Source organism: Staphylococcus sp. FSL W8-0056, from assembly GCF_037963075.1.
GTDB classification, from domain to species: Bacteria; Bacillota; Bacilli; order Staphylococcales; family Staphylococcaceae; genus Staphylococcus; species Staphylococcus aureus.
The window spans coordinates 1,537,566-1,559,310 of the sequence record NZ_CP150142.1; the positions used below are offsets into that span (position 1 = coordinate 1,537,566).

Annotated in this window: 22 protein-coding genes, 4 pseudogenes and 1 riboswitch; of the genes and pseudogenes, 14 read left to right on the forward strand and 12 right to left on the reverse strand. The window is 32.6% G+C overall.

Annotated elements, in window-relative coordinates:
• Window positions 1–25 precede the first annotated feature (25 nt).
• Window positions 26–661, forward strand: coding sequence for a CPBP family intramembrane glutamic endopeptidase SdpA (gene sdpA, locus NSS86_RS07545; protein ID WP_001168903.1), 636 nt, complete (start codon window positions 26–28; stop codon window positions 659–661).
• Between the two features lie 439 nt (window positions 662–1,100).
• Here sdpA and NSS86_RS07550 read toward each other — a convergent pair whose 3' ends face one another.
• Window positions 1,101–1,814, reverse strand: a complete 714-nt coding sequence (locus tag NSS86_RS07550) for a transaldolase (RefSeq protein ID WP_001096494.1) — start codon at window positions 1,812–1,814, stop codon at window positions 1,101–1,103.
• A 259-nt stretch (window positions 1,815–2,073) separates the two neighbouring features.
• Here NSS86_RS07550 and NSS86_RS07555 point away from each other — a divergent pair, with 259 nt between their 5' ends.
• The 4 genes and pseudogenes from NSS86_RS07555 to NSS86_RS07570 all read left to right on the forward strand — a co-directional run bounded on the left by NSS86_RS07555 (window position 2,074) and on the right by NSS86_RS07570 (window position 5,281).
• Window positions 2,074–2,376 carry a hypothetical protein gene (locus NSS86_RS07555; RefSeq protein ID WP_000091442.1) on the forward strand — a complete coding sequence of 101 codons (303 nt, stop codon included), beginning with the start codon at window positions 2,074–2,076 and terminating at the stop codon, window positions 2,374–2,376.
• 255 nt (window positions 2,377–2,631) lie between these two features.
• Entirely contained in the window at window positions 2,632–2,997 is a 366-nt protein-coding gene (crcB, locus tag NSS86_RS07560) for a fluoride efflux transporter CrcB (protein ID WP_001200542.1), read from the forward strand.
• The gene (locus NSS86_RS07565; protein ID WP_000623470.1) at window positions 2,994–3,347 is read left to right on the forward strand and encodes a CrcB family protein; all 354 of its coding nucleotides are present in this window, start codon (window positions 2,994–2,996) and stop codon (window positions 3,345–3,347) included. The genes crcB and NSS86_RS07565 overlap by 4 nt, the downstream gene beginning before the upstream one ends.
• 398 nt (window positions 3,348–3,745) lie before the next feature.
• Window positions 3,746–5,281: pseudogene (locus tag NSS86_RS07570) on the forward strand (IS1182 family transposase).
• A gap of 62 nt (window positions 5,282–5,343) precedes the next feature.
• On the opposite strand, the gene NSS86_RS07575 reads toward NSS86_RS07570, so the two are convergent.
• From NSS86_RS07575 to metK, 3 genes are all read right to left on the reverse strand, one after another.
• Complete coding sequence (locus NSS86_RS07575; protein ID WP_000453306.1) at window positions 5,344–6,177, reverse strand: aldo/keto reductase; 834 nt, start codon at window positions 6,175–6,177, stop codon at window positions 5,344–5,346.
• Between the two features lie 211 nt (window positions 6,178–6,388).
• Entirely contained in the window at window positions 6,389–7,297 is a 909-nt protein-coding gene (locus NSS86_RS07580) for a nuclease-related domain-containing protein (protein ID WP_000366163.1), read from the reverse strand.
• A 121-nt stretch (window positions 7,298–7,418) separates the two neighbouring features.
• The gene (metK, locus tag NSS86_RS07585) at window positions 7,419–8,615 is read right to left on the reverse strand and encodes a methionine adenosyltransferase (RefSeq protein WP_000933820.1); all 1,197 of its coding nucleotides are present in this window, start codon (window positions 8,613–8,615) and stop codon (window positions 7,419–7,421) included.
• 105 nt (window positions 8,616–8,720) lie between these two features.
• Window positions 8,721–8,832, reverse strand: a riboswitch (SAM riboswitch).
• Between the two features lie 154 nt (window positions 8,833–8,986).
• Here metK and pckA point away from each other — a divergent pair.
• Window positions 8,987–10,579, forward strand: coding sequence for a phosphoenolpyruvate carboxykinase (ATP) (gene pckA / locus NSS86_RS07590; protein ID WP_000109906.1), 1,593 nt, complete (start codon window positions 8,987–8,989; stop codon window positions 10,577–10,579).
• Window positions 10,580–10,956: 377 nt separating this feature from the next.
• Here pckA and NSS86_RS07595 read toward each other — a convergent pair whose 3' ends face one another.
• Together NSS86_RS07595 and ytkD are read right to left on the reverse strand one after the other, a co-directional pair.
• The gene (locus tag NSS86_RS07595) at window positions 10,957–11,703 is read right to left on the reverse strand and encodes a prolyl oligopeptidase family serine peptidase (RefSeq protein WP_001822900.1); all 747 of its coding nucleotides are present in this window, start codon (window positions 11,701–11,703) and stop codon (window positions 10,957–10,959) included.
• Between the two features lie 4 nt (window positions 11,704–11,707).
• Entirely contained in the window at window positions 11,708–12,181 is a 474-nt protein-coding gene (ytkD, locus tag NSS86_RS07600) for an RNA deprotection pyrophosphohydrolase (protein WP_000672013.1), read from the reverse strand.
• Between the two features lie 65 nt (window positions 12,182–12,246).
• On the opposite strand from ytkD, the gene yidD reads away from it, so the two are divergent.
• Complete coding sequence (gene yidD, locus NSS86_RS07605) at window positions 12,247–12,504, forward strand: membrane protein insertion efficiency factor YidD (RefSeq protein WP_000718107.1); 258 nt, start codon at window positions 12,247–12,249, stop codon at window positions 12,502–12,504.
• On the opposite strand, the gene menC is transcribed toward yidD, so the two are convergent.
• From menC to NSS86_RS07620, 3 genes are all read right to left on the reverse strand, one after another.
• Window positions 12,501–13,502, reverse strand: a complete 1,002-nt coding sequence (menC, locus tag NSS86_RS07610; RefSeq protein ID WP_000778528.1) for an o-succinylbenzoate synthase — start codon at window positions 13,500–13,502, stop codon at window positions 12,501–12,503. The genes yidD and menC overlap by 4 nt on opposite strands.
• A gap of 4 nt (window positions 13,503–13,506) precedes the next feature.
• Complete coding sequence (gene menE, locus NSS86_RS07615; protein ID WP_000348364.1) at window positions 13,507–14,985, reverse strand: o-succinylbenzoate--CoA ligase; 1,479 nt, start codon at window positions 14,983–14,985, stop codon at window positions 13,507–13,509.
• 158 nt (window positions 14,986–15,143) lie between these two features.
• Window positions 15,144–15,599, reverse strand: coding sequence for a DUF4909 domain-containing protein (locus tag NSS86_RS07620; protein ID WP_012840523.1), 456 nt, complete (start codon window positions 15,597–15,599; stop codon window positions 15,144–15,146).
• A 302-nt stretch (window positions 15,600–15,901) separates the two neighbouring features.
• On the opposite strand from NSS86_RS07620, the gene NSS86_RS07625 reads away from it, so the two are divergent.
• From NSS86_RS07625 to NSS86_RS07645, 5 genes and pseudogenes are all read left to right on the forward strand, one after another.
• Complete coding sequence (locus NSS86_RS07625) at window positions 15,902–16,552, forward strand: excalibur calcium-binding domain-containing protein (protein ID WP_001795210.1); 651 nt, start codon at window positions 15,902–15,904, stop codon at window positions 16,550–16,552.
• Between the two features lie 80 nt (window positions 16,553–16,632).
• Complete coding sequence (locus NSS86_RS07630; RefSeq protein WP_000070642.1) at window positions 16,633–17,628, forward strand: DUF4352 domain-containing protein; 996 nt, start codon at window positions 16,633–16,635, stop codon at window positions 17,626–17,628.
• Window positions 17,629–17,702: 74 nt separating this feature from the next.
• On the forward strand, window positions 17,703–18,329 hold the full coding sequence (locus tag NSS86_RS07635; RefSeq protein ID WP_000669024.1) for a hypothetical protein: 627 nt from the start codon (window positions 17,703–17,705) through the stop codon (window positions 18,327–18,329).
• Window positions 18,330–18,369: 40 nt separating this feature from the next.
• A pseudogene (locus tag NSS86_RS07640) lies at window positions 18,370–18,710 on the forward strand (DUF3969 family protein).
• A 100-nt stretch (window positions 18,711–18,810) separates the two neighbouring features.
• Window positions 18,811–19,383: a hypothetical protein gene (locus NSS86_RS07645; RefSeq protein ID WP_000414216.1), complete on the forward strand. Its 573-nt coding sequence runs from the start codon at window positions 18,811–18,813 to the stop codon at window positions 19,381–19,383.
• A gap of 197 nt (window positions 19,384–19,580) precedes the next feature.
• Here NSS86_RS07645 and NSS86_RS07650 read toward each other — a convergent pair.
• Window positions 19,581–20,593, reverse strand: a pseudogene (locus NSS86_RS07650) (IS3 family transposase).
• Window positions 20,594–20,737: 144 nt separating this feature from the next.
• Here NSS86_RS07650 and pepA1 point away from each other — a divergent pair.
• Window positions 20,738–20,833: a type I toxin-antitoxin system Fst family toxin PepA1 gene (gene pepA1, locus NSS86_RS07655; protein WP_001801861.1), complete on the forward strand. Its 96-nt coding sequence runs from the start codon at window positions 20,738–20,740 to the stop codon at window positions 20,831–20,833.
• Between the two features lie 122 nt (window positions 20,834–20,955).
• Window positions 20,956–21,057 (forward strand): hypothetical protein, encoded by a 102-nt coding sequence (locus NSS86_RS07660; RefSeq protein ID WP_001792025.1) that lies wholly within the window; start codon window positions 20,956–20,958, stop codon window positions 21,055–21,057.
• Here the strand turns inward: NSS86_RS07660 and NSS86_RS07665 are convergent.
• Together NSS86_RS07665 and NSS86_RS07670 are read right to left on the reverse strand one after the other, a co-directional pair.
• Window positions 21,035–21,196: pseudogene (locus NSS86_RS07665) on the reverse strand (transposase); the annotation flags it as partial. The gene NSS86_RS07660 and the pseudogene NSS86_RS07665 overlap by 23 nt on opposite strands.
• Window positions 21,181–21,591 (reverse strand): IS21 family transposase, encoded by a 411-nt coding sequence (locus tag NSS86_RS07670; RefSeq protein WP_001808705.1) that lies wholly within the window; start codon window positions 21,589–21,591, stop codon window positions 21,181–21,183. The pseudogene NSS86_RS07665 and the gene NSS86_RS07670, both read right to left, overlap by 16 nt.
• Window positions 21,592–21,745 lie beyond the last annotated feature (154 nt).

Genomic DNA, 21,745 nt, shown 5'->3' on the forward strand with positions numbered 1-21,745 from the left:
AAAAAATGAAAAGAAAGGATTTAGCATGCAAAAATTCAAAGACTTTTTTTACGATGATTTATCGGTTACACGAGGAAATTATTTTTTAACTTTAATGGCAGCATTTTTTATTACTATCATTTTATTTATCGGCATAGTTGTCAGTGAAGTACATTTACTTTATAGCATGCTAATTGTATTAGTAGGTTTAATTCTATTGAGGCTATTCAAAATCAATTTATTCTCTTTTAAAAAATTAACATTGTCTCAAGTTATTTATATTATAGGCGGTGCACTATTAATTTATGGGTTAGATAATCTTTATTTATATTTTCATGACGTACCGGCAAATGAACTACAATTAGAGCAAGAAATACGAAATACACCATTCTATATTTCTATTTTCACTGTTACCATCATCCCCGCTATTGTGGAAGAAATTGTTTTTCGCGGTATGATAATAAGGGTTATATTCAGAAAACACTTATTTTTAGGGTTACTTGTGTCTAGTTTAGTTTTTGCATCATTACACGAATCTGACACTTGGATTGGTTATTTACCTTACTTATATTCTGGTTTGATTTTTGGTCTAATTTATATAAAAACAAAACGATTAGAAGTGGTAATATTCATGCACTTCTTAAATAACTTGTTAGCTCTGCTCTTTATAATATGGGGATAATTTTGAGATAACCTTTCATATTATTTTCAAATTATCTATCTGATATTTATTTTATTGAACTTGAGTCACCACTTAAACTCAAAAATACGTGTCATCAAGTGCAAAATAATTTAGAACTAATACAAACATAAAAACTTTTGCTTTACGCTTAAAATCAAAAGTCACATACCTAGATATAAGTACAACTTGTATATTTTGTACTCTAATAAGTATGTGGCTTAAATAATATTTAATTCTTGAGTTGCATATAGTAATTGTTTTTATTCATTTTCTAAAATATGCGAGACTAATTTCCTTTTCTACTCCTGTTGAATCAATTTAGACTTTTTTATAACTCGGGCTTTTACTTAGCTGAATTTTGACTTCTTCTTCATTAATAACTATGATGGAAAAACCCCCATAAGCACAATGCCTATGAGGGTTTAAATATGTTTATAAATTATAGAATAGAAAGACCTGAAGATTGAATATCTTTCGCAAAGCCTTTAACTGTATCTACTGATAATTCGTTAATATCGCGACCTAAGTTTGTATTCACTTTTTTCACAACATCTGCAGGGCATGTAATAATATCTGCACCAATTTCATCAGCTTGAATCACATTGAATAATTCGCGGCAACTTGCCCATAATAATTTAACGCCGTCTTTACTATGCGTAACTTTTACAGCCTCTTTCATTAATGGTAATGGATCTACGCCTGTATCTGCAATACGTCCTGCAAATACTGAAACATATGTTGGCACACCTTCAGTTACTGCTTCAGTTATTTCTTTAACTTGTTCAATTGTGTAAACAGCCGTAACGTTTAATCTCACATTGTCAGCTGAAAGTTTTTTAATTAAAGGAATCGTTGATTCACCTTTTGTATTTACAATAGGAATTTTAACAAATACATTTTCGCCATATTGTTTTAAAATTGCTGCTTCTTTTTCCATAGTTTCTAAATCGTCTGCAAATACTTCAAATGAAATTGAAGCATCTGGAATTTCTTTCACAGCTTCTTCAGCAAAAGCTTTGTAATCTGTTACGCCCGCTTTCGCCATTAAACTAGGATTTGTTGTAAAACCATCCACTTGTTTGTTTTTATAAGCTGCTTTCATTTCTTCAATATCTGCACCGTCCGCAAATACTTCTACATTTAGTTTAGCCATATAATATAGCCTCCTTGATTCTTATTAAAATTTTAACAACATCTGCATGTCTTTTTCTTACAACCATTTGTAAAAAATGATTTTTATTTCTTTGTTATATAAAACATTTATATCACGCTTTTATAATATATAGCTAATTTTTTGCCTATATTTTTTAAAAATGACTTTAGCAAACATTGTGTCTACAAGTTAATAAAACTATTGTTTTATGATTGTTTATGATACGATATGTAAATGATAATCATCCAGGAGGTCTAGCATGTCTCGTTCAAAAAAATACTTTTACTTATCTAGCTTAATGATTATTTTAAGCTTTTTCTTTAATACAAATAACGTTTTCCTAAGTGGATTTTTTAATTCTTTTATTAAATTAATACTTTTCTGCAGTGTTATTAACTCAATTGTACTAATTTTGTCTATAATTTTTGCAGATCGTTCAATTAAATCACTAAAGCCTGATGCAGATTGGATTAGAATTGCGAGTAAAAGTTTGCCTTGGATTATTCTAATTGTTATTTTAGTACATATCTTTTCAATTGTTCGTACATTCGGTTTTATTTAAAAAAGATAAAATGTCAATGTAGCGTTAATACAAAACAATACAATGTATCATGCTATAATGAGTAAAACAATTTGATGACGTTGTTGCGTATAAAAAATATTAGATTTTCGAAATCATAACTATGCATCTAATCGCTATAGTTATACAACAAGATATAACATATAATGAGGTTTGATAATGCATCGACAATTTTTGTCGTCGTGTTGCCAAAACCTCTTTTTTAAATTCAAACTACTTCTTTTCGAGGTGAACCAAATGCAATATGTATATATTTTTATCGGTGGTGCTTTAGGCGCTTTATTACGTTACCTCATTTCTTTTCTGAATACTGACGGAGGTTTTCCAATCGGAACACTGATAGCCAATTTGACTGGTGCCTTTGTAATGGGATTGCTAACAGCCTTAACAATTGCATTTTTTTCAAACCATCCGACCCTAAAAAAAGCTATTACGACTGGTTTTCTTGGTGCTTTAACGACTTTTTCAACATTTCAATTAGAATTAATACATATGTTTGATCATCAACAATTTATAACTTTACTACTATATGCTGTAACAAGTTATGTCTTTGGTATTTTGTTATGTTACGTCGGTATAAAACTAGGTGGTGGTTTATCATGATATCAATCATTTTAGTCATGATTGGCGGCGGTTTTGGCGCAATTGCTAGAAGTGCCATTACTGATTATTTTAATCATAAATTTACTTCAAAGTTACCTATCGCAACATTGATAGTAAATCTAGTTGGTAGTTTTTTAATTGGATTAACTATAGGCCTATCAATTTCAATCTCATGGTTCCCTGCGTTCTTTGTCACCGGTTTTTTAGGTGGCTTAACAACTTTCTCAACGTTAGCCAAGGAACTTACATTAATGATGACACCAAAATTTGATATTAACCTTTTTCTCAATTATTCACTTTTACAATTCATCATTGGATTTATAGCTTGTTATATTGGCTATCATATTTAAAAATAAAATGCTTCATTCAGCAAATAGGTAAATTACGACACCTTCCTGAACGAAGCATTTTTTAATTTTCATGCAAATTTTTTAACACCATATAATGCCTATCAAAATAAAACAATCTTTGTTGCCGTTTAAATAATGTGAATGTCAATAAATTCTCCAAACTAGTCGAAAATAAAACAGGCTGGGACATAAATCCCTAAAAAAACAGCAGTAAGATAATTTTCAATTAGAAAATATCTTACTGCTGTTCTCTATTTATACAATACTTCGTATTGAATGGCTTCGCTTTCCTAGGGTGCCGTCTCAGCCTCGGTCTTCGACTGGCACTGCTCCCTCAGGAGTCTCGCCATTAATACTACGTATTAACATGTAATTTTACTTTTACATACTTTAAAAAAATAAGACACTTTGCCCAACTTACACTACCAATAGAAACTTCTGTTAGAATTCCTTAAAATGATATTTCGCGATATGTAAATGAAATTGTTGAAACGATACCTGATAGCGAATTCGATGAATTCAGACATCATCGTGGCGCAACATCCTATCATCCAAAAATGATGTTAAAAATCATCTTATATGCATATACTCAATCTGTATTTTCTGGTCGTAGAATAGAGAAATTACTTCATGACAGTATTCGAATGATGTGGTTAGCTCAAGATCAAACACCTTCTTATAAAACTATTAATCGTTTTAGAGTGAATCCTAATACTGATGCGTTAATTGAATCTTTATTTATTCAGTTCCATAGTCAATGTTTAAAGCAAAATCTTATTGATAATAATTCAATTTTTATTGATGGTACATAAGTAGAAGCTAATGCCAATAGATATACATTTGTGTGGAAGAAAAGTATTCAAAATCACGAGAAGAAATAGATTTAATTGGTAGTCATTTAGATAAAGAAATCGAAGATTTAAATCATTCTATTTAGAACGAAGATTGTGCTCAAATTAGAAAACAGACCCGTAAAAAAGAACTGAGATTAAGAAGTTCAAAAAGAAATTTGATGATTATTCCGAAAGAAAAAATAAATATGAAGAACAAAAATCGATTCTTAAAGATAGAAATAGCTTTTCTAAAACTGATCATGATGCAACTTTTATGAGAATGAAGGAAGACCATATGAAAAATGGCCAACTTAAGCCAGGATACAATTTACAAATAGCGACAAATTCTCAATTTTTTTATCCTATGACCTATTTCAAACCCCAACAGATACTAGAACTTTAATTCCATTTTTAACAATGATTCAAAATACCTTCGGTTATTTACCAGAGTATATTGTAGCTGATGCAGGTTATGATAGTGAGCAAAACTATATGGCTATTATAGATGATTTTAATAAAACGCCACTTATTACGTATGGCATGTTTATTAAAGATAAAACTAGAAAGTTTAAAAGTGACATTTTTAACACTCAAAATTGGAAATATGACGAACTTAATGATGAATTTATATGTCCTAATAACAAAAGAATAGGTTTTAAAAGATATGCATACCGTAATGATAGATATGGTTTTAAACGTGACTTCAAGCTATATGAATGCGATGACTGTTCAGCATGTTCTTTGAGGCAACAATGCATGAAACCAAATTCGAAATCCAATAAGAAAATCATGAAGAATTATAATTGGGAATACTTTAAAGCCCAAATTAATCAAAAGCTTTCTGAACCAGAAACGAAAAAAATCTATAGTCAAAGAAAAATTGATGTAGAGCTTGTTTTTGGATTTATGAAGGCTATTTTGGGTTTCACTCGAATGTCAGTTCGAGGAATAAATAATGTTAAACGAGAGCTAGGTTTTGTATTAATGGCACTTAATATAAGGAAAATAGCAGCTCAACGAGCTGTACATTATAAAATACATATCAAAAAAGCTGATTTCTATCAAATAATTAATAGAAATCAACTTTTTTACATTGCCTAAGAACTTAATGTCCCAAGCCCTGACAATTCATCTAACCTTTTCATCAGTTGAGTGATTTTAATCTATCCTTCAAAAGTTTTTGGATCAGGTCCAATTCTCTTATCTTGATTTAAACCATCAATTCGCGTCATTTGTTCATCTGATAATTCGAAATCAAATATTTGGAAGTTTTCAGAGATTCTGTTTGGTGTTACCGATTTAGGGATTATAACCACACCATGCTGCACATTCCATCTTAAAACAACTTGGGCAGGTGACTTTCCTAATTCTTGAGCAATGTCTTTAATTGTCTCATCATTTAAAATTTGTGCATTCATCAATGGTGACCAAGATTCCATCACGATATGTTGTGCTGCCAAATATAATTTCAATTTATGTTGCGTTAAATATGGATGATATTCAACTTGATTAATTACAGGTTTAATTGACACTTGTGCCAACAAAGCTTCCAAATGTTCAGGTTCAAAATTGCTGACACCTATATTTTTAGCTTTATTATTTTTATATAAATCTTCCATACCTTTCCATGTATCAACCATTACGGCTTCGTTCGTGCCTGGCCAATGTACTAGATACAAATCTAAGTATTTTAAACCTAATCTAGATAAACTAGCTTCGTAAGCAGCTGCTACATTTTCACGACCGAAATCCTCAAAATATAATTTTGAAGTAATAAATAAGTCTTCTCTAGCAATACCAGTTGACTCCAATCCGGCACGAATGCCAGCACCTACTTGTTCTTCATTCCCATAAACTTTTGCGGTATCAATACTACGATATCCTTGTTCAATGGCATACTTAACACTTTCCATGCAATTTTCATCATTTTCCACACGAAATGTCCCTAAACCAATTTGTGGCATCGTGTTTCCATTATAAAATGTTTTAACCTCCATAAATATCGCCTCACCTTTTTGATGTATTATACCCTGTTATCATAACAAATCTGAGTTGAATACATGAGAAAAAACACTTAGAGCAATCAACCACTAAAATTCTAGTAATATCTCTCAAACATTAATCAAATTGTAAAAGCAATTATGTTTAATTTATGACAAACTAAAAAAGCCGAAGTCACAACATATAGTCATCACTTCAGCCTAACATTTAATTGAATGATTCAATTTTATCCATCATTTGTTGTAAGTCTTCCACGTTGTATTGAATACGACCATGGAATACAAATTTGTTAAAGAACTCGTCTAATTGTTCAGCACCGACAAGCACTTTGACAGCACTATTTTGATTATAATTTGAAATCGTTACATCGCCTTCATTTTTAGGATTAAAGTATAAAATTGAAGTTGGCGTATATTTGGCACCTAATTCTTTTTGTAAGTCTTCAGCCAATTGTTTAATCGCCTCAATTTGATCTGAATAATTTACAAAAGATAATGAACGTTTGTCATCATTTTGATCCATCACAATAGTTTGTGGTCTAGATTTATCTAAATCCAATGTATCAAATACTTGTTCCATTGGTGGTAAATCTTTAAATTGACCGCCACTAATACCATTATAAACATGACCTTTTAACAATTGAGAATCAATAATATAAAGACCAGTTCTTGTTAATACTAAATGACTAATTCGTTCAATATTATTAAAGCCATCCTTTGGTAAAAAGATATTTGCCATAATGTGCATATCTTCTGGTCGAATTCGTTTTTCTTTAACTAATCTTTCACGAATACCAATTAATCTCATGTCCGTTACATATTCACTATGATTTTTCGAGAACAATTTTAATGCGTCAATCTCACGATCTTTTGTACTAACCATGTGATTATAATCTTCTTGTTGTTTTGTAATTGTCTTTTTATTTTGAATACGCTCTTTCTCTAAAGCTTCTTCATGAGACTTTTTAATGTTTTGTTCTTGTTGTTCATACTTTTCTTCTGTTTGTCGCTTAACTTTTTTCTTACTACCTAAGGCAACTAAGAAAAGGACAAAAAAGATTAATGCAATGACTACTGCAATAATGAGTCCAATGACTACCGGTGAAGATAAATCCATCACAACAACGCTCCTTTTTAATATATGAATAACTTTAATTATAATAGAAAAGCTAAAGATTTTCGATACATATTATCATTTATATACCGAAAATCTTTTATTTAGCTATATTAAATTCATCTTAATATTTTACTGCGTCTTTTAATTCTTCCACTTTGTCTAATTTTTCCCATGGGAATAATACATCTGTACGTCCAAAATGACCATAAGCAGCAGTTTGTTTGTAAATCGGTTGTTTCAAATCAAGCATTTTAATAATGCCTGCAGGTCTTAGGTCAAAGTGTTTTCTAACTGCTTCGACAAGTTGTCCTTCAGAAACTTTACCTGTTCCAAATGTATCAATTGCAATTGACACTGGTTCTGCAACACCAATCGCATATGCCAATTGTACTTCACATTGATCTGCTAAACCTGCTGCAACAATATTTTTAGCCACATAACGTGCAGCATATGCAGCTGAGCGGTCTACTTTTGTAGGATCCTTACCACTGAAGCATCCGCCACCATGACGTGCATAGCCACCATACGTATCAACAATGATTTTACGTCCTGTTAATCCTGCATCACCTTGAGGTCCACCGATTACAAAGCGTCCTGTAGGATTGATGTAGAATTTAGTTTGTTCATTAATCAAGTTTTCTGGAACAGTTGGATAAATGACATGCGCTTTGATGTCTTCTTGAATTTGTTCAAGTGTCACATCATCAGCATGTTGTGTTGATACGACAATCGTATCAATACGTACTGGGTTATCATTTTCATCATATTCAACAGTGACCTGAACTTTACCGTCTGGTCGTAAATAATTTAACGTACCATCTTTACGCACATCAGATAAACGTTTTGCCAATTGATGTGATAAATAAATTGCTAGAGGCATGTACGTTTCTGTTTCATTCGTTGCGTAACCAAACATTAAACCTTGGTCACCTGCACCTGTTGCTTCAATTTCTTCTTCGCTATCTTTATCACGATACTCTAATGCTTTATCCACGCCTTGTGCAATGTCAGGTGATTGTTCATCAATCGCAGTTAAAATTGCCATTGTTTCATAATCATAACCATATTTTGCTCTTGTGTATCCAATTTCTTTAATTGTTTCTCTAACAACTTTCGGAATATCAACATATGTTGTTGTAGAAATTTCGCCGGCGATCAATGCCATACCTGTTGTAACAGTTGTTTCACAAGCTACACGTGCATTTGGGTCGTCTTTTAAAATAGCATCTAATATTGCATCTGACACTTGGTCAGCGATTTTATCTGGGTGTCCTTCTGTAACAGACTCTGAAGTAAATAATCGTTTGTTATTTAACATAGTTTGCTCCTTTAAATTTATATTACGAAAATTCTCTCTCTGTGAGCTAAATAAAAAAGACCTTCTAACTATTAATATAGAGAGAAGGCCTAATACGTCCATTCGCTCTTATCGTTCAGACCTATTTGTCTGCAAACGGTTTGGCACCTTTCTTTTATAAAAAAAGAGGTTGCTGGGTTTCATTGGGTCCATGTCCCTCCACCACTCAGGATAAGAGAATCCGTTAAAAATAATAGTACCTAATTAATGAATTAATGTCAATTTTTCACAAATAAATTTACAGTAAAATATTGTAGATTAATTATGTTAATGTGTTATACTAATTAAATGTAAAGGCTTACATTTAAATTATCGCTTTGGAGGGATTTAGGATGTCAGTAGACACATACACTGAAACAACTAAAATTGACAAATTACTGAAAAAACCAACGTCACATTTTCAACTTTCGACGACACAACTTTATAATAAAATCTTAGACAATAACGAAGGGGTATTAACAGAACTTGGTGCTGTTAATGCAAGTACTGGAAAATATACTGGTCGTTCGCCTAAAGACAAATTTTTTGTCTCTGAACCTTCATATAGAGATAACATTGATTGGGGAGAAATTAATCAACCTATCGATGAAGAAACTTTCTTGAAGTTATACCATAAAGTACTAGACTATTTAGATAAAAAAGATGAACTATACGTATTTAAAGGCTACGCTGGTAGCGATAAAGATACAATGTTAAAACTTACAGTCATCAATGAATTAGCATGGCATAATTTATTTGCTAAAAATATGTTTATTAGACCTGAATCAAAAGAAGAAGCTACAAAGATTAAACCTAACTTCACTATCGTTTCTGCACCACATTTTAAAGCAGATCCAGAAGTTGATGGTACTAAATCTGAAACCTTTGTCATTATTTCATTTAAACACAAAGTCATTTTAATCGGCGGTACTGAATACGCTGGTGAAATGAAAAAAGGTATCTTCTCTGTAATGAATTATCTCTTACCGATGCAAGATATTATGAGCATGCATTGCTCAGCAAACGTTGGTGAAAAAGGCGATGTTGCATTATTCTTTGGTCTATCTGGCACTGGTAAAACAACCTTATCGGCTGACCCACACCGTAAACTAATCGGTGATGATGAACACGGATGGAATAAAAACGGGGTCTTTAATATCGAAGGTGGCTGCTATGCAAAAGCAATTAATCTTTCCAAAGAAAAAGAACCACAGATTTTTGACGCAATCAAATATGGTGCAATTTTAGAGAACACTGTAGTTGCAGAAGATGGTTCAGTGGACTTTGAAGACAATCGTTATACAGAAAACACGCGTGCCGCTTATCCAATTAATCACATTGACAATATTGTAGTACCATCAAAAGCAGCACATCCAAATACAATTATTTTCTTAACTGCGGATGCATTTGGTGTTATTCCACCGATTTCAAAGTTAAATAAAGACCAAGCAATGTATCATTTCTTGAGTGGTTTCACTTCTAAATTAGCTGGTACAGAGCGTGGTGTGACAGAACCTGAACCATCATTCTCAACATGTTTCGGAGCACCGTTCTTCCCGTTACACCCTACTGTTTACGCTGATTTATTAGGTGAACTTATCGATTTACATGATGTTGATGTTTATCTTGTTAATACTGGATGGACTGGCGGAAAATATGGTGTAGGACGTAGAATCAGCTTACATTACACACGTCAAATGGTAAACCAAGCGATTTCTGGCAAATTGAAAAATGCAGAATATACAAAAGATAGTACGTTTGGTTTAAGCATTCCTGTAGAAATTGAAGATGTACCGAAAACAATTTTAAATCCAATTAATGCTTGGAGCGACAAAGAGAAATATAAAGCACAAGCAGAAGATTTAATTCAACGTTTTGAAAAGAACTTCGAAAAATTTGGTGAAAAAGTTGAACATATTGCTGAAAAAGGTAGCTTCAACAAATAAATTTGAATACTAATTAAAGAGCCAACCGTTGTTATAGTCTAACAATGGTTGGCTCCTCTTATTTTATGTGCTAAAAATTTATAGGCAATTTTATTACAACAATGCACATTTAAGGTGACCTTCATGCCAAACTCGCATCACTCATTTAATGGAAGCAGCACGTCTTCACATAAAGTACCGGTTCCTTACGCTATGCATGTTGCCCCACTTTGCATAAAGTACTTATCGTTAACTCAACGCAAGTTGTTCCTATTCACAAAAAGCACATACAGTTATCTGCATGGAGCACATTTTCATTGAAAGCGCATACCCCTCATTCAACGTATATCACACATCTTCAAAGCTTGATAGTTCCCATGCGCACACCACGTTTCATACTAGCTATGCAACTCAACTTGTTTCATAAACTCTTTAATATAAGTCAATGTTTCAACCATCGCTGGTGGTCTTGGCACATGTCCTTCTGCCATTTGATAAAATGTTTCATGCGTGGCACCTTTTAACTCTAGTTGGTCCGCTAAATAATACGCATGATGAATACCAACTTGCTGGTCTTTCCCTCCATGTACAATTAATATTGGCGGACTGTTTTCATTAATGTTTGGAATCGCTTGGCGTGCCTCATATGCCGCTCGATCTTTTTTCGGATGACCAATCATTCTTCGTAGCATGCCTCTTAAATCGACACGTTCTTCATACATTAAATCAATATCTGAGACACCACCCCAGATTGTATAACTTGTTACTGGTAAGTCTTGAAATGTCAACAATCCTTGTAAACCACCTCGCGAAAAACCAACCATGTGGATAAATGCATGTGGATATTTATCATGTAGCAACCTTAATAATTGCGTCACATCATTTAAATCGCCACGGTAAAATTCGTCTTTACCTTCACTCCCATTGTTACCTCGGTAGTATGGCCCAATCACTAAAGTTTGACTATCTGAAAATTGCATTAATCTACCTGCGCGCACACGTCCTACTTGACCTTTGCCACCTCGCAAATAAACTACAATGCGATTTACTTCATGATGTGGTGTCATCATTAAAGCTTTTACTTGTAAGTCATCTGACAAATATGTAATTTCTTCGAATTGATGCGTAAAAGATTCAATTGGCATTCGTTTACGTTTGATAAAATCCAAGTGATTGCACCCTCTCTACGCATTTTAAAATGGTACTATCTTGCAGTAAGAAACTCCGTTGTGCGAGTTCAATATCATTGATACAGTTAAACAACACTGGCCCTGCTGTTTCTAAATAATCGTTCTTGCTTACCAATGATTCAACTTCGATAAAATATACATCTTTTACAAAATCAGTTTGATCATGTGTTTCAATGGTATATTGTGCTATGTAATGAATATTTTTAACTTTGGCGCCTGTTTCTTCATATAATTCACGGGTAACTGCTTCAGCACTACTTTCCCCGCGTTCCCTTTTACCACCAGGAAATTCAATCCCCCGTAAATTATGTTTGGTAAAAAGCAATTGATTTTTAAACGTTGGAATAGCTAGCACATGATTGCCATCTGCTATCTCATTATCCTTTTTAAATGTCAAATTAACTTGACGATTATCTTTATCCCTAAACTTCACGCGCATCACATCCCTACATTGTATGTTAATATAATAGTTAATTACTATCGTTGGAGGCATTAATTATGAAAAAGATATTCTTGGCGATGATTCATTTTTATCAACGTTTCATTTCGCCACTCACTCCACCAACTTGTCGTTTTTATCCAACATGTTCAGAGTACACTAGAGAAGCGATTCAATACCACGGTGCTTTCAAAGGCCTTTATTTAGGCATCCGTCGTATTTTAAAATGTCATCCGCTTCATAAAGGTGGCTTTGACCCTGTTCCGTTAAAAAAAGACAAGTCAGCAAGCAAGCATTCACATAAACATAACCATTAATATGGTTGTAATTGAGTTATATCCACTAAAGGGGGGCGAAATTCGAGTCGCCCCTCTTTTAATATGCCTGATTTAGTAACCACATCTTGATCAAAATAATAACCTGCTGGTGTAACATCTCCTGGATAATCACCTTTACGAGCAAGCATCGCTGTAAAATAACGGCTTAAACCATATTCGTACATGCCGCCAATAACCACTTTTACACCATGACTTTTCAAAGTATCAATTGCCGTTTGCACTTTATCAATGCCACCTAGACGAAATGGTTTTAATACAACAACTTTCACATTGTATAATTCTATCAAATTAATTATGTCCAACAACGATGTTGCCTTTTCATCAAGGGCTATTGGAGGTATTGTTCCATCCACTACTTCATCAAGCATGGAGATATCTTTAAATGGCTCTTCGATATAAAGAACCTGTTCACGCGCTAATAGCTGTAACTGTGTGAAATCTTGACGATCCAATGACTCATTTGCATCTATAACCAATTGAAAGTGAAAGTCTAATTCCCGTAACACTCTAATTTGATGCATGATTTGAGGCGTCCATTTTAATTTAATTCTGGTCGGCTTTGTTGCTTTCAATGACTCTAGTTGTTTATTTGATAAGCCGCTCGCTGTCGCTCCATATGCTACTGAAAATGAAGGCAGTACATGAAACATTTGATACAATGCCATGACAATAGTTGCCCTTGCAGCAGGCGTATTTTCCAATGAATCTACTAATTTTAGTGCTGCTTCATACGTTTCAAATGATTTATTTCTATTATCTTCGAACCATTGCTCAATTACATGTTTCACTGAAGCAATTGTTTCATGATCATACCAATCTGTTTGAAAAGCGTTACATTCCCCGAAATATGCATTTCCTTTGTCATCAATCAATTCGATAAACAAACAATCACGATGCGTTAAAGTGACTTTCGGTGTTACAATTTGTGACTTAAATGGCTCACTATATTTATAAAAATGCAAAGCTGTCAACTTCATCAAATCATCCTCTATACAACTTATTTCTCTGTAATTTACCCGTTGATGTATAAGGTAAAGTATCAACCTTTTCAAAGTGTTTCGGTACTTTATATTTCGCTAAATGTTTTGATAAATATGCAATCAATTGTGCCTTTGAAATGTCACTTTCACTGACAAAATATAATTTAGGCACTTGGCCCCAAGTATCATCAGGATGCCCTACACATACTGCGTCACTGATACCTGGAAATTGCTTCGCTACCGTTTCAATTTGATATGGATAAATATTTTCACCGCCACTAATAATTAAATCTTTACGTCGGTCATAAATCATAACATAACCTTCATGATCTATTTCAGCAATGTCACCTGTATTAAAATAACCATTTTCAAACGTACCCGTTAAATCTGTTGGATACAAATATCCATTCATCACATTGGCACCTTTAATCATTAATTCTCCATGACCTTCTTTATTAGGATTTTTAATTTTAACGTCAACATTGGCACTTGGCATCCCTACAGTGTCAGGACGTGCATGCAACATTTCCGGTGTTGCTGTTAAAAATTGCGAACATGTCTCAGTCATACCAAATGAATTATAAATTGGCAGGTTATATTGTAATGCCGTCTCTATCATAGTGGCAGATAATTTAGCACCGCCGAGTAATATTTTTTGTAAATTATAAGGTTCATGTAAACCTTGTTGCATAAGCCAATTTAAAGTTTGTGGCACAAGCGAAATGTGCGTGATTCGTTCATTTTTAATCATCGTTAAAATTTGTTCGGCATTGAATTTATCAACAATGCGCACAGTAAAACCTTCAATAACAGCTCTTAAAAGTACACTGAGACCCGAAATATGATAAATCGGCAAGACAGATAGCCAATTAGTGTCACGATCAAATCCCAAGCTCTCTTTACATCCGATTGCACTGGCATAATGATTACGAAACGTTTGTGGCACCGCTTTTTGAGGGCCCGTTGTCCCTGATGTAAACATAATTGATGCAATGTCATCTAAATTAAATGATGTATTTAATATGTTGGACGGCGACTCTTTCGGCACCACAGTTTCATTCGATGTATCATATTGGATACCCATTGTGTTGTCCAACAAACCGTTCGTTGTAATATCCCTTCCAGCGAATTCAATATCATCCAGCGATACAATTTGAAACCCTCGCAATTCCAGTGGCAAGGTACAAAAAATCAATTGTACATCGATTGACCTCATCTGATTCGTCATCTCATTAGGTGTCAACCTTGTATTAATCATCGCAATTTCAATATTTGCCAACCAACATGCATGTATTAAAATGATCGATTGAATCGAATTATCTATGTATAGCCCGACACGAGATTGTTGATAAGCCTTGAGTCTTTTAGCCAATAGACTCGCTTCACAGTATAAATTTTGATAAGTATAAGATTCTTGACCGTCTGTTATCGCAATATGATGTCCATTTTGTTGTGCTTGTTTATATAACCAAAAGTCCATGCGTTATTCCTCCAAAATCATTTACATTATAATTATAACGATTTTATGACATTCTAGCAGTGGTTATGTTTAAAAATATAAAAAAGTAGACGAATTGATTCATTGATATGATTGTTATAATGCTCAATACATATCGTTATATCATTCGTCTACTATTATCAGTTATTTTTATTTAATTTTAGTGTCATTCTGTCATTTTGATGTGGTGATTTACCCATTGTTGCCACATCATCTGCAATGTCAATTGGTATACGATTCATGTCTTGTAATGCACTTAAATGGAATACTTCATCATCTAAATTTTCAATGAGATATACATAATATGTTACCTTGTCCTTTTTATATTTTAACGTTTTCCAAAAGTCCGGCTTGCAATTCAATACATTATCCGGAATATATTCAATAAATAAGTAACGTTTGCTGCCTACTTTGTCTATGAAATATTTTGCAGTGCCTTTTTCTATACCTCTTATATGTGCATAGTCTGCTGAAAAGTAAATACTACCTATTGTTTCATTATGTTGTTGTATTTCAAATCGTTGGCCTACTATTTTATTATTTGTGCCACAACTACTTAAAAAAATCAGTAGATATAGCATTAAACATATTTTCATCCCCTTGAATTTTAAAAACTTTTTCAAAAGCAACACCTCTAAAAATAAATACAATATATTATAGCAAATAGAAATTATTATTTTGTTAAATTATGTTGTCATGTTCGTGTCATTTTGAGTCGTAATACAACTTTACAATTATTAAATTAACACTTCTACAATCCAAAAATATTTTTAAAGTTTTGAAAAAAATTAAAGTATTTCCACTACTAATTTGGTAAAATATGATTATGTGATATAGTGAAAGCGTTTTACACTTAATAACTCCCTCTTAAATGCATCCAGGTTTTATGTAGTAAATCATGAAAATAACATATAAATATAGAGGAGATTTACCTTTGAATACAGAGAACAACAAGAATCAAAACCAATCTGTTAAAAATTCTGAAAGACGCGGCATGTTAAAAGGATGCGGCGGTTGCCTTATTTCTTTTATTTTATTAATAATCTTATTATCAGCCTGTTCAATGATGTTTAGTAATAATGACAATTCCACTAGTAATCAATCATCAAAAACGCAATTAACTCAAAAAGATGAAAATAAAAATGAAGATAAGCCTGAGGAAAAATCAGAAACAGCTACAGATGAGGATTTACAATCAACCGAAGAAGTACCCGCAAATGAAAATACTGAAAATAATCAACATGAAATTGATGAAATAACAACAAAAGATCAATCAGATGATGAAATTAACACACCAAACGTTGCAGAAGATAAATCACAAGACGACTTGAAAGATGATTTAAAAGAAAAGCAACAATCAAGTAACCATCATCAATCCACGCAACCTAAGACCTCACCATCAACTGAAACAAACAGGCAACAATCATTTGCTAATTGTAAGCAACTTAGACAAGTTTATCCGAATGGTGTCACTGCCGATCATCCAGCATATCGTCCACATTTAGATAGAGATAAAGATAATCGTGCATGTGAACCTGATAAAAATTAAACAACAAGCGAATTGAATTCAAATTGTATTTAGCTTTATGCACTAATCACATAGTAAATAATGAGGGAGATTTTTTAGGCATGAGCAATCAATTCAAAAGTGAAGAAGAACGAAGACAATGGGAACAATTCCAAGCTTTCCAAAATCAACAAAACCAACAGCACCAGCAATACGGACAAAAGAAATCTAAAAAAGGATGGTTCTGGGGTTGTGGTGGTTGTCTAGTATTATTTATTTTAATTATCATCGGTATTTCAGCTTGTACAGCTGGTGTCACTGGTAACCTTGGTGGAAATAGTTCTAAAGAAGCGAACAAAACCCATAAAATCGGTGAAACTGTTAAAAATGGCGACCTTGAAGTCACTGTAAATTCAGTGGAAACTATGAAATCTGTAGGACCGTCTCTTGCACCAACAAACGCTAAAGGTATATTTGTCGTTGCTGATGTGACGATTAAAAACAAAGGTAAAGAAGCGTTAACAATTGATAGTTCAATGTTTAAGTTAAAATCCGGTGATAAAACATTTGAAGCAGATAATACAGGTTCAATGTCTGCTAATCAAAGTGACAATGGTAGTATAGAAAATTCATTTTTCTTACAGCGTATAAATCCTGATAGCACTGCACAAGGTAAAATTGTTTTCGATGTGTCAGAAAACATAGCCAACGCAAAAGATAAAAAATTAGAAGTTATTTCTAGTTTATTTAGCGTCAAGAAGATTACATTTGATTTATCCGATGCTAAAAAAACATCAAAAGCTAAAAAAGACAAGCAAGATACAGAAGTAGCTGTTGCGAGTTCAAATAGCGATAATGTAAATTATGAAGCTTCGGCTACTACACCTGCTACAACTTCTAGTGCGGATACTGATTCTGAAGATAGCGAAAAGTCTAGTAAAGATGAGGATAAACAGAATGCGTCTAAAAGTGATAAATCTAGTGTAGAAAAAAGTGAATCTAATGAGGAAACTGCTACTGTAGAGCCCATGCCCCAGAGCAAACCTACCACTAGTGAAGCACCACCTAGTCAAAATAATCACAACGAAAATAACATGTATGATGCTTCAACAGAATAAATTTTCAGGGTAGCTCAGCTACCCTTCTTTTTCGGTAAAAATAAATATACATAGCAATATAAGGAGATTAAAAAATGAAATTCAAAGCTATCGTTGCAATCACATTATCATTTTCACTATTAACTGCCTGCGGTGCTAATCAACATAAAGAAAATAATAGTAAATCAAATGACACTACTAAAAAGACGCAAGAAACTGACAACACTACACAGTCAAATACAGAAAAGCAAATGACACCACAAGAAGCCGAAGATATCGTTCGAAACGATTACAAAGCAAGAGGTGCTAACGAAAATCAAACTTTAAATTATAAAACAAATCTTGAACGGAGTAATGAACATGAATATTATGTTGAACATCTAGTCCGCGATGCAGTTGGCACACCTTTAAAACGTTGCGCTATTGTTAATCGACACAATGGTACGATTATTAATATTTTTGATGATATGTCAGAAAAAGATAAAGAAGAATTTGAAGCATTTAAAAAGAGAAGCCCTAAATACAACCCAGGTATGAGTGATCATGATAAAACAGATGGTGAGTCAGAAGACATTCAACATCATGACAATGATAATAACAAAGCCATTCAAAATGATACACCAGATCAAAAAGCCGTTGATAAAAACGATAAAAATGCTGTTAATAAAGAAGAAAAACATGATAACCATGCAAAAAATTCAGCAGAAACTAAAGTTAAATAAGGGTATACTTTGATTAATTGTAATTTTTAGGAGAAAAACTATGATAACATTTGAGAATATACAACAACTTGAAAATACACCTTAATGACTATGCATGGTCTTTTTAATCAACTTAAACTCGGTATTATTTCAATCGACAATGCAGAGCATACCCTCTTTACACCTTATATGATGGAATCACTCTCTTCCCTAGGTGTGAAACCAGACATTATCGATTTAATTCACAAAGGGACAGAGTTAGAAGACTTTGCAGCATTTAATTTATCAATTGAAGATACAGTTACAGTCTGTTTACAAAGAACTGAAGAACTATTAAATCAATACAAAAATGTGGAATTCAATGACAAAATATTAATCAATTGGCGTATTATACAAGAGTAATAGACATATAAAAGTCGAATGTAACTACGTGAGTACTGATTTTATTCTTTGTAAATTACAAGCATTTCATATCATAAAGTTTGAAAAGAGGTATATTGAAGTGGAGAAAAACGAATATACAGCTAAATATAATGAATATAGTCAATTATTAGACGCTACTTACTCGCAAGCTGTAGCATACCTTTTAAATAAATATGGCGCTGTAACCGATGATTATTATAAGGAAAAATCATACACGCGATTTTTAAATGGAGAAATCAAAAGTATTTCAAAAGGAAAATACACTAGAGCTAGCGAAGGATTATATTGTCATCACATAAGCGAAGACAAATTCCAAAACTTATCTGACCTAAGATTCATTTCCGAATTTAAGTACTCATACAACGTTCAAAAGAAAGAAAACTTAGTGTACTGTGATCTAATCGAGCATTTAATTTTACATGCAATTATTACAAAAGAATCCAATGGCCAATTTGGTGTGGCTGGATTATGTCAAATGATCAAACCAACAGTCATTGATTGGTACATTAGCGAATATACTCCAAAACCAGCATGGATGCAAGCCACCAAAGCACGTGCCTATTTGCCTAGAATATTAGTAGAGAAACTACTCATTAAAATTGACGATATGTTAGAAGGAATAGAAATATATGATTTCCTTGAGTCTAGATAAATGATTAATGGAGATTTATTTTTTGCTGTTGAGATTTTGTTATAGATGTTTAAACCTGTAATTAAATATATTTTATAAAATAGACCACGCATACCTATCTATAAACGGACAATGTTTATAAATGAGTTTGCATGGTCTTGAATTGTATTAAATTTCTTTTGGTTTTAATAGTTCACTTAGTGGTATGTCAACATTTTTTAGACAGTTTTCATGTGTATATTTTTAAATGCCACTGGCGTCAAATACTGTAATGAAGAATGTGGTCTAAAATTGTTGTACCAATTTACATAATCAAATAATTCTGTTTCTAACTGTTCTAAGTTTTCAAATTGCATTTGTTTTACAAATTCTGTTTTCATTGCTTTCATCGTTGCTTCCGCAACTGCGTTATCATAAGGACAACCTTTGGTACTTAATGAACGTTTTATTTTAAATGTTTCTAGGACTTCATCTATCAAATGATTATCAAATTCTTTGTCTCTATCAGTGTGGAATAGTTTGATTTGTTCAAGATTATGATTTATTCTGCTGATTGCTTTTGATACTAAATTGGCGTCCTTATTTTTACCTGCACTGTAACCAACAATTTCTCTATTAAATAGATCTATAAATAAACATATGTAATGCCATGTTCCTCCGACTTTTACATATGTCAAATCACTTACTAATGTCTCCATTGGTTGTTCTCTATTAAAAGCGCGATTCAAATGATTTTTAATTCGTTTTTCATTAGTTTCTATTTGATGATTTTTGTATTTAGCTTTCATATAAACAGAAACTAGATTTTTTCATAATCGACCTATCTTTTGTCCAGATACAGTGAGACCCTTGTCATTTAAATGATTTTTAATTCGTCTTGTACTAAAGACTTTTCTATTAGAATTAAAAATATTTATGGCGGCACGTTCTACGTTTGAATCATCTTTAGTGATTTTATTATCTTTTCTTTTTATAGAATCATAATAGGTACTTCTTGGTATTTTTAGGACTTTACACATTGCTGGTACTGAATATTGATGTGCATTCTTTTGAATGACTTCTATTTTTGCCCCATAATCAGCTCTTTTTCTTCATCTGTTAAGTTATCTTGGTGATTGAATGTACCCTTGTTTTGATGTTACTTTATCCATTTTCCTAACGTCAAAGGTGTTAAATCATACTCGCGTATAATTTCATTTCTTGGCTTACCATTTTCATATAATCTAACCATTTATAACTTAAACTCTGAACTAAATGTTCTTCTTTCTTAAATTAACAAAATCTACTCTCATAGAATTTGTCCAATTAGATGATATAATAGTAGAGTCGCCTATCTCTCAGGCGTCAATTTAGACGCAGAGAGGAGGTGTATAAGGTGATGCTTATTTTCGTTCACATCATAGCACCAGTCATCAGTGGCTGTGCCATTGCGTTTTTTTCTTATTGGCTAAGTAGACGCAATACAAAATAGGTGACATATAGCCGCACCAATAAAAATCCCCTCACTACCGCAAATAGTGAGGGGATTGGTGTATAAGTAAATACTTATTTTCGTTATCTCAATTATACTGCTAATCTTTCTCTTTGTAAAATATGCAAGGTTTTAAAGAGAAACATCAAGAACTAAAAAAGGCTCTATGCCAAATTGGCCTGATGAGTTCAATATCGGAAGTTAGGCAACTAAACATTGCTTAGCTTCCTTTTTACTTTTTGGAGCGTAAAGTTTTGAACATAATAATATTCGATTTCGCAAATGATTATAACTTCCTTAACCAAAAGATGTACGTTTAATTAATTTTATTTTGTTGTTTATCCCTTCTAAAGGACCATTTGATTATCCTTCGTTTTAAAGTTAATGCCTTCTTTCCAGTCAAACTGTGCTTGATGACTGGCTTTTGTCTCGAATCTCGTTTTGCCTTTAGGCGACAACCGTTGATAACCTTTCATAAAATAACGATTAAATTCATCATGTTTAAGGATATAAGCTCTAAATGTAGAATATGCACAGGTTAATCCATGTTTATCTTTCAAATATTGCCAAAGAATAAGCTTATAGTAGAACTTTTGTTCACTAGAGTCTGAAAGTAATTTTTCGATGATAGGATAATACTTGTCAATAATAGACTGACGATTTCTCTTTTTGGTTGGCTCAAAGCCATTTAAATATTTATCAACTGTTCTTCTATAAACACCCATGTGTCTCGCTATTTCACTTTTGTTTATTTTCATGTTTAAGTTCTCCATGACAATTTTTAATTTTGGTAAATCTGTAAGAGTAGTAACTTCAAAATCAGTATTTATGTCTAAAGATAATTTCATTGTTGTTCATCTCAATAAAATTATCTATAGGTTTTTAAAAATTGTACATGTTTAAACAATCAAA

What these genes read in the sequence shown, in the direction of transcription:
- sdpA (WP_001168903.1), top strand. Translation starts at nt 26, where the DNA reads ATGCAAAAATTCAAAGACTTTTTTTACGATGATTTATCGGTTACACGA.
- NSS86_RS07550 (WP_001096494.1), bottom strand. Translation starts at nt 1,814, where the DNA reads ATGGCTAAACTAAATGTAGAAGTATTTGCGGACGGTGCAGATATTGAA.
- NSS86_RS07555 (WP_000091442.1), top strand. Translation starts at nt 2,074, where the DNA reads ATGTCTCGTTCAAAAAAATACTTTTACTTATCTAGCTTAATGATTATT.
- crcB (WP_001200542.1), top strand. Translation starts at nt 2,632, where the DNA reads ATGCAATATGTATATATTTTTATCGGTGGTGCTTTAGGCGCTTTATTA.
- NSS86_RS07565 (WP_000623470.1), top strand. Translation starts at nt 2,994, where the DNA reads ATGATATCAATCATTTTAGTCATGATTGGCGGCGGTTTTGGCGCAATT.
- NSS86_RS07575 (WP_000453306.1), bottom strand. Translation starts at nt 6,177, where the DNA reads ATGGAGGTTAAAACATTTTATAATGGAAACACGATGCCACAAATTGGT.
- NSS86_RS07580 (WP_000366163.1), bottom strand. Translation starts at nt 7,297, where the DNA reads ATGGATTTATCTTCACCGGTAGTCATTGGACTCATTATTGCAGTAGTC.
- metK (WP_000933820.1), bottom strand. Translation starts at nt 8,615, where the DNA reads ATGTTAAATAACAAACGATTATTTACTTCAGAGTCTGTTACAGAAGGA.
- pckA (WP_000109906.1), top strand. Translation starts at nt 8,987, where the DNA reads ATGTCAGTAGACACATACACTGAAACAACTAAAATTGACAAATTACTG.
- NSS86_RS07595 (WP_001822900.1), bottom strand. Translation starts at nt 11,703, where the DNA reads ATGCCAATTGAATCTTTTACGCATCAATTCGAAGAAATTACATATTTG.
- yidD (WP_000718107.1), top strand. Translation starts at nt 12,247, where the DNA reads ATGAAAAAGATATTCTTGGCGATGATTCATTTTTATCAACGTTTCATT.
- menC (WP_000778528.1), bottom strand. Translation starts at nt 13,502, where the DNA reads ATGAAGTTGACAGCTTTGCATTTTTATAAATATAGTGAGCCATTTAAG.
- menE (WP_000348364.1), bottom strand. Translation starts at nt 14,985, where the DNA reads ATGGACTTTTGGTTATATAAACAAGCACAACAAAATGGACATCATATT.
- NSS86_RS07620 (WP_012840523.1), bottom strand. Translation starts at nt 15,599, where the DNA reads ATGAAAATATGTTTAATGCTATATCTACTGATTTTTTTAAGTAGTTGT.
- NSS86_RS07625 (WP_001795210.1), top strand. Translation starts at nt 15,902, where the DNA reads ATGAAAATAACATATAAATATAGAGGAGATTTACCTTTGAATACAGAG.
- NSS86_RS07630 (WP_000070642.1), top strand. Translation starts at nt 16,633, where the DNA reads ATGAGCAATCAATTCAAAAGTGAAGAAGAACGAAGACAATGGGAACAA.
- NSS86_RS07635 (WP_000669024.1), top strand. Translation starts at nt 17,703, where the DNA reads ATGAAATTCAAAGCTATCGTTGCAATCACATTATCATTTTCACTATTA.
- NSS86_RS07660 (WP_001792025.1), top strand. Translation starts at nt 20,956, where the DNA reads ATGCAAGGTTTTAAAGAGAAACATCAAGAACTAAAAAAGGCTCTATGC.
- NSS86_RS07670 (WP_001808705.1), bottom strand. Translation starts at nt 21,591, where the DNA reads ATGAAAATAAACAAAAGTGAAATAGCGAGACACATGGGTGTTTATAGA.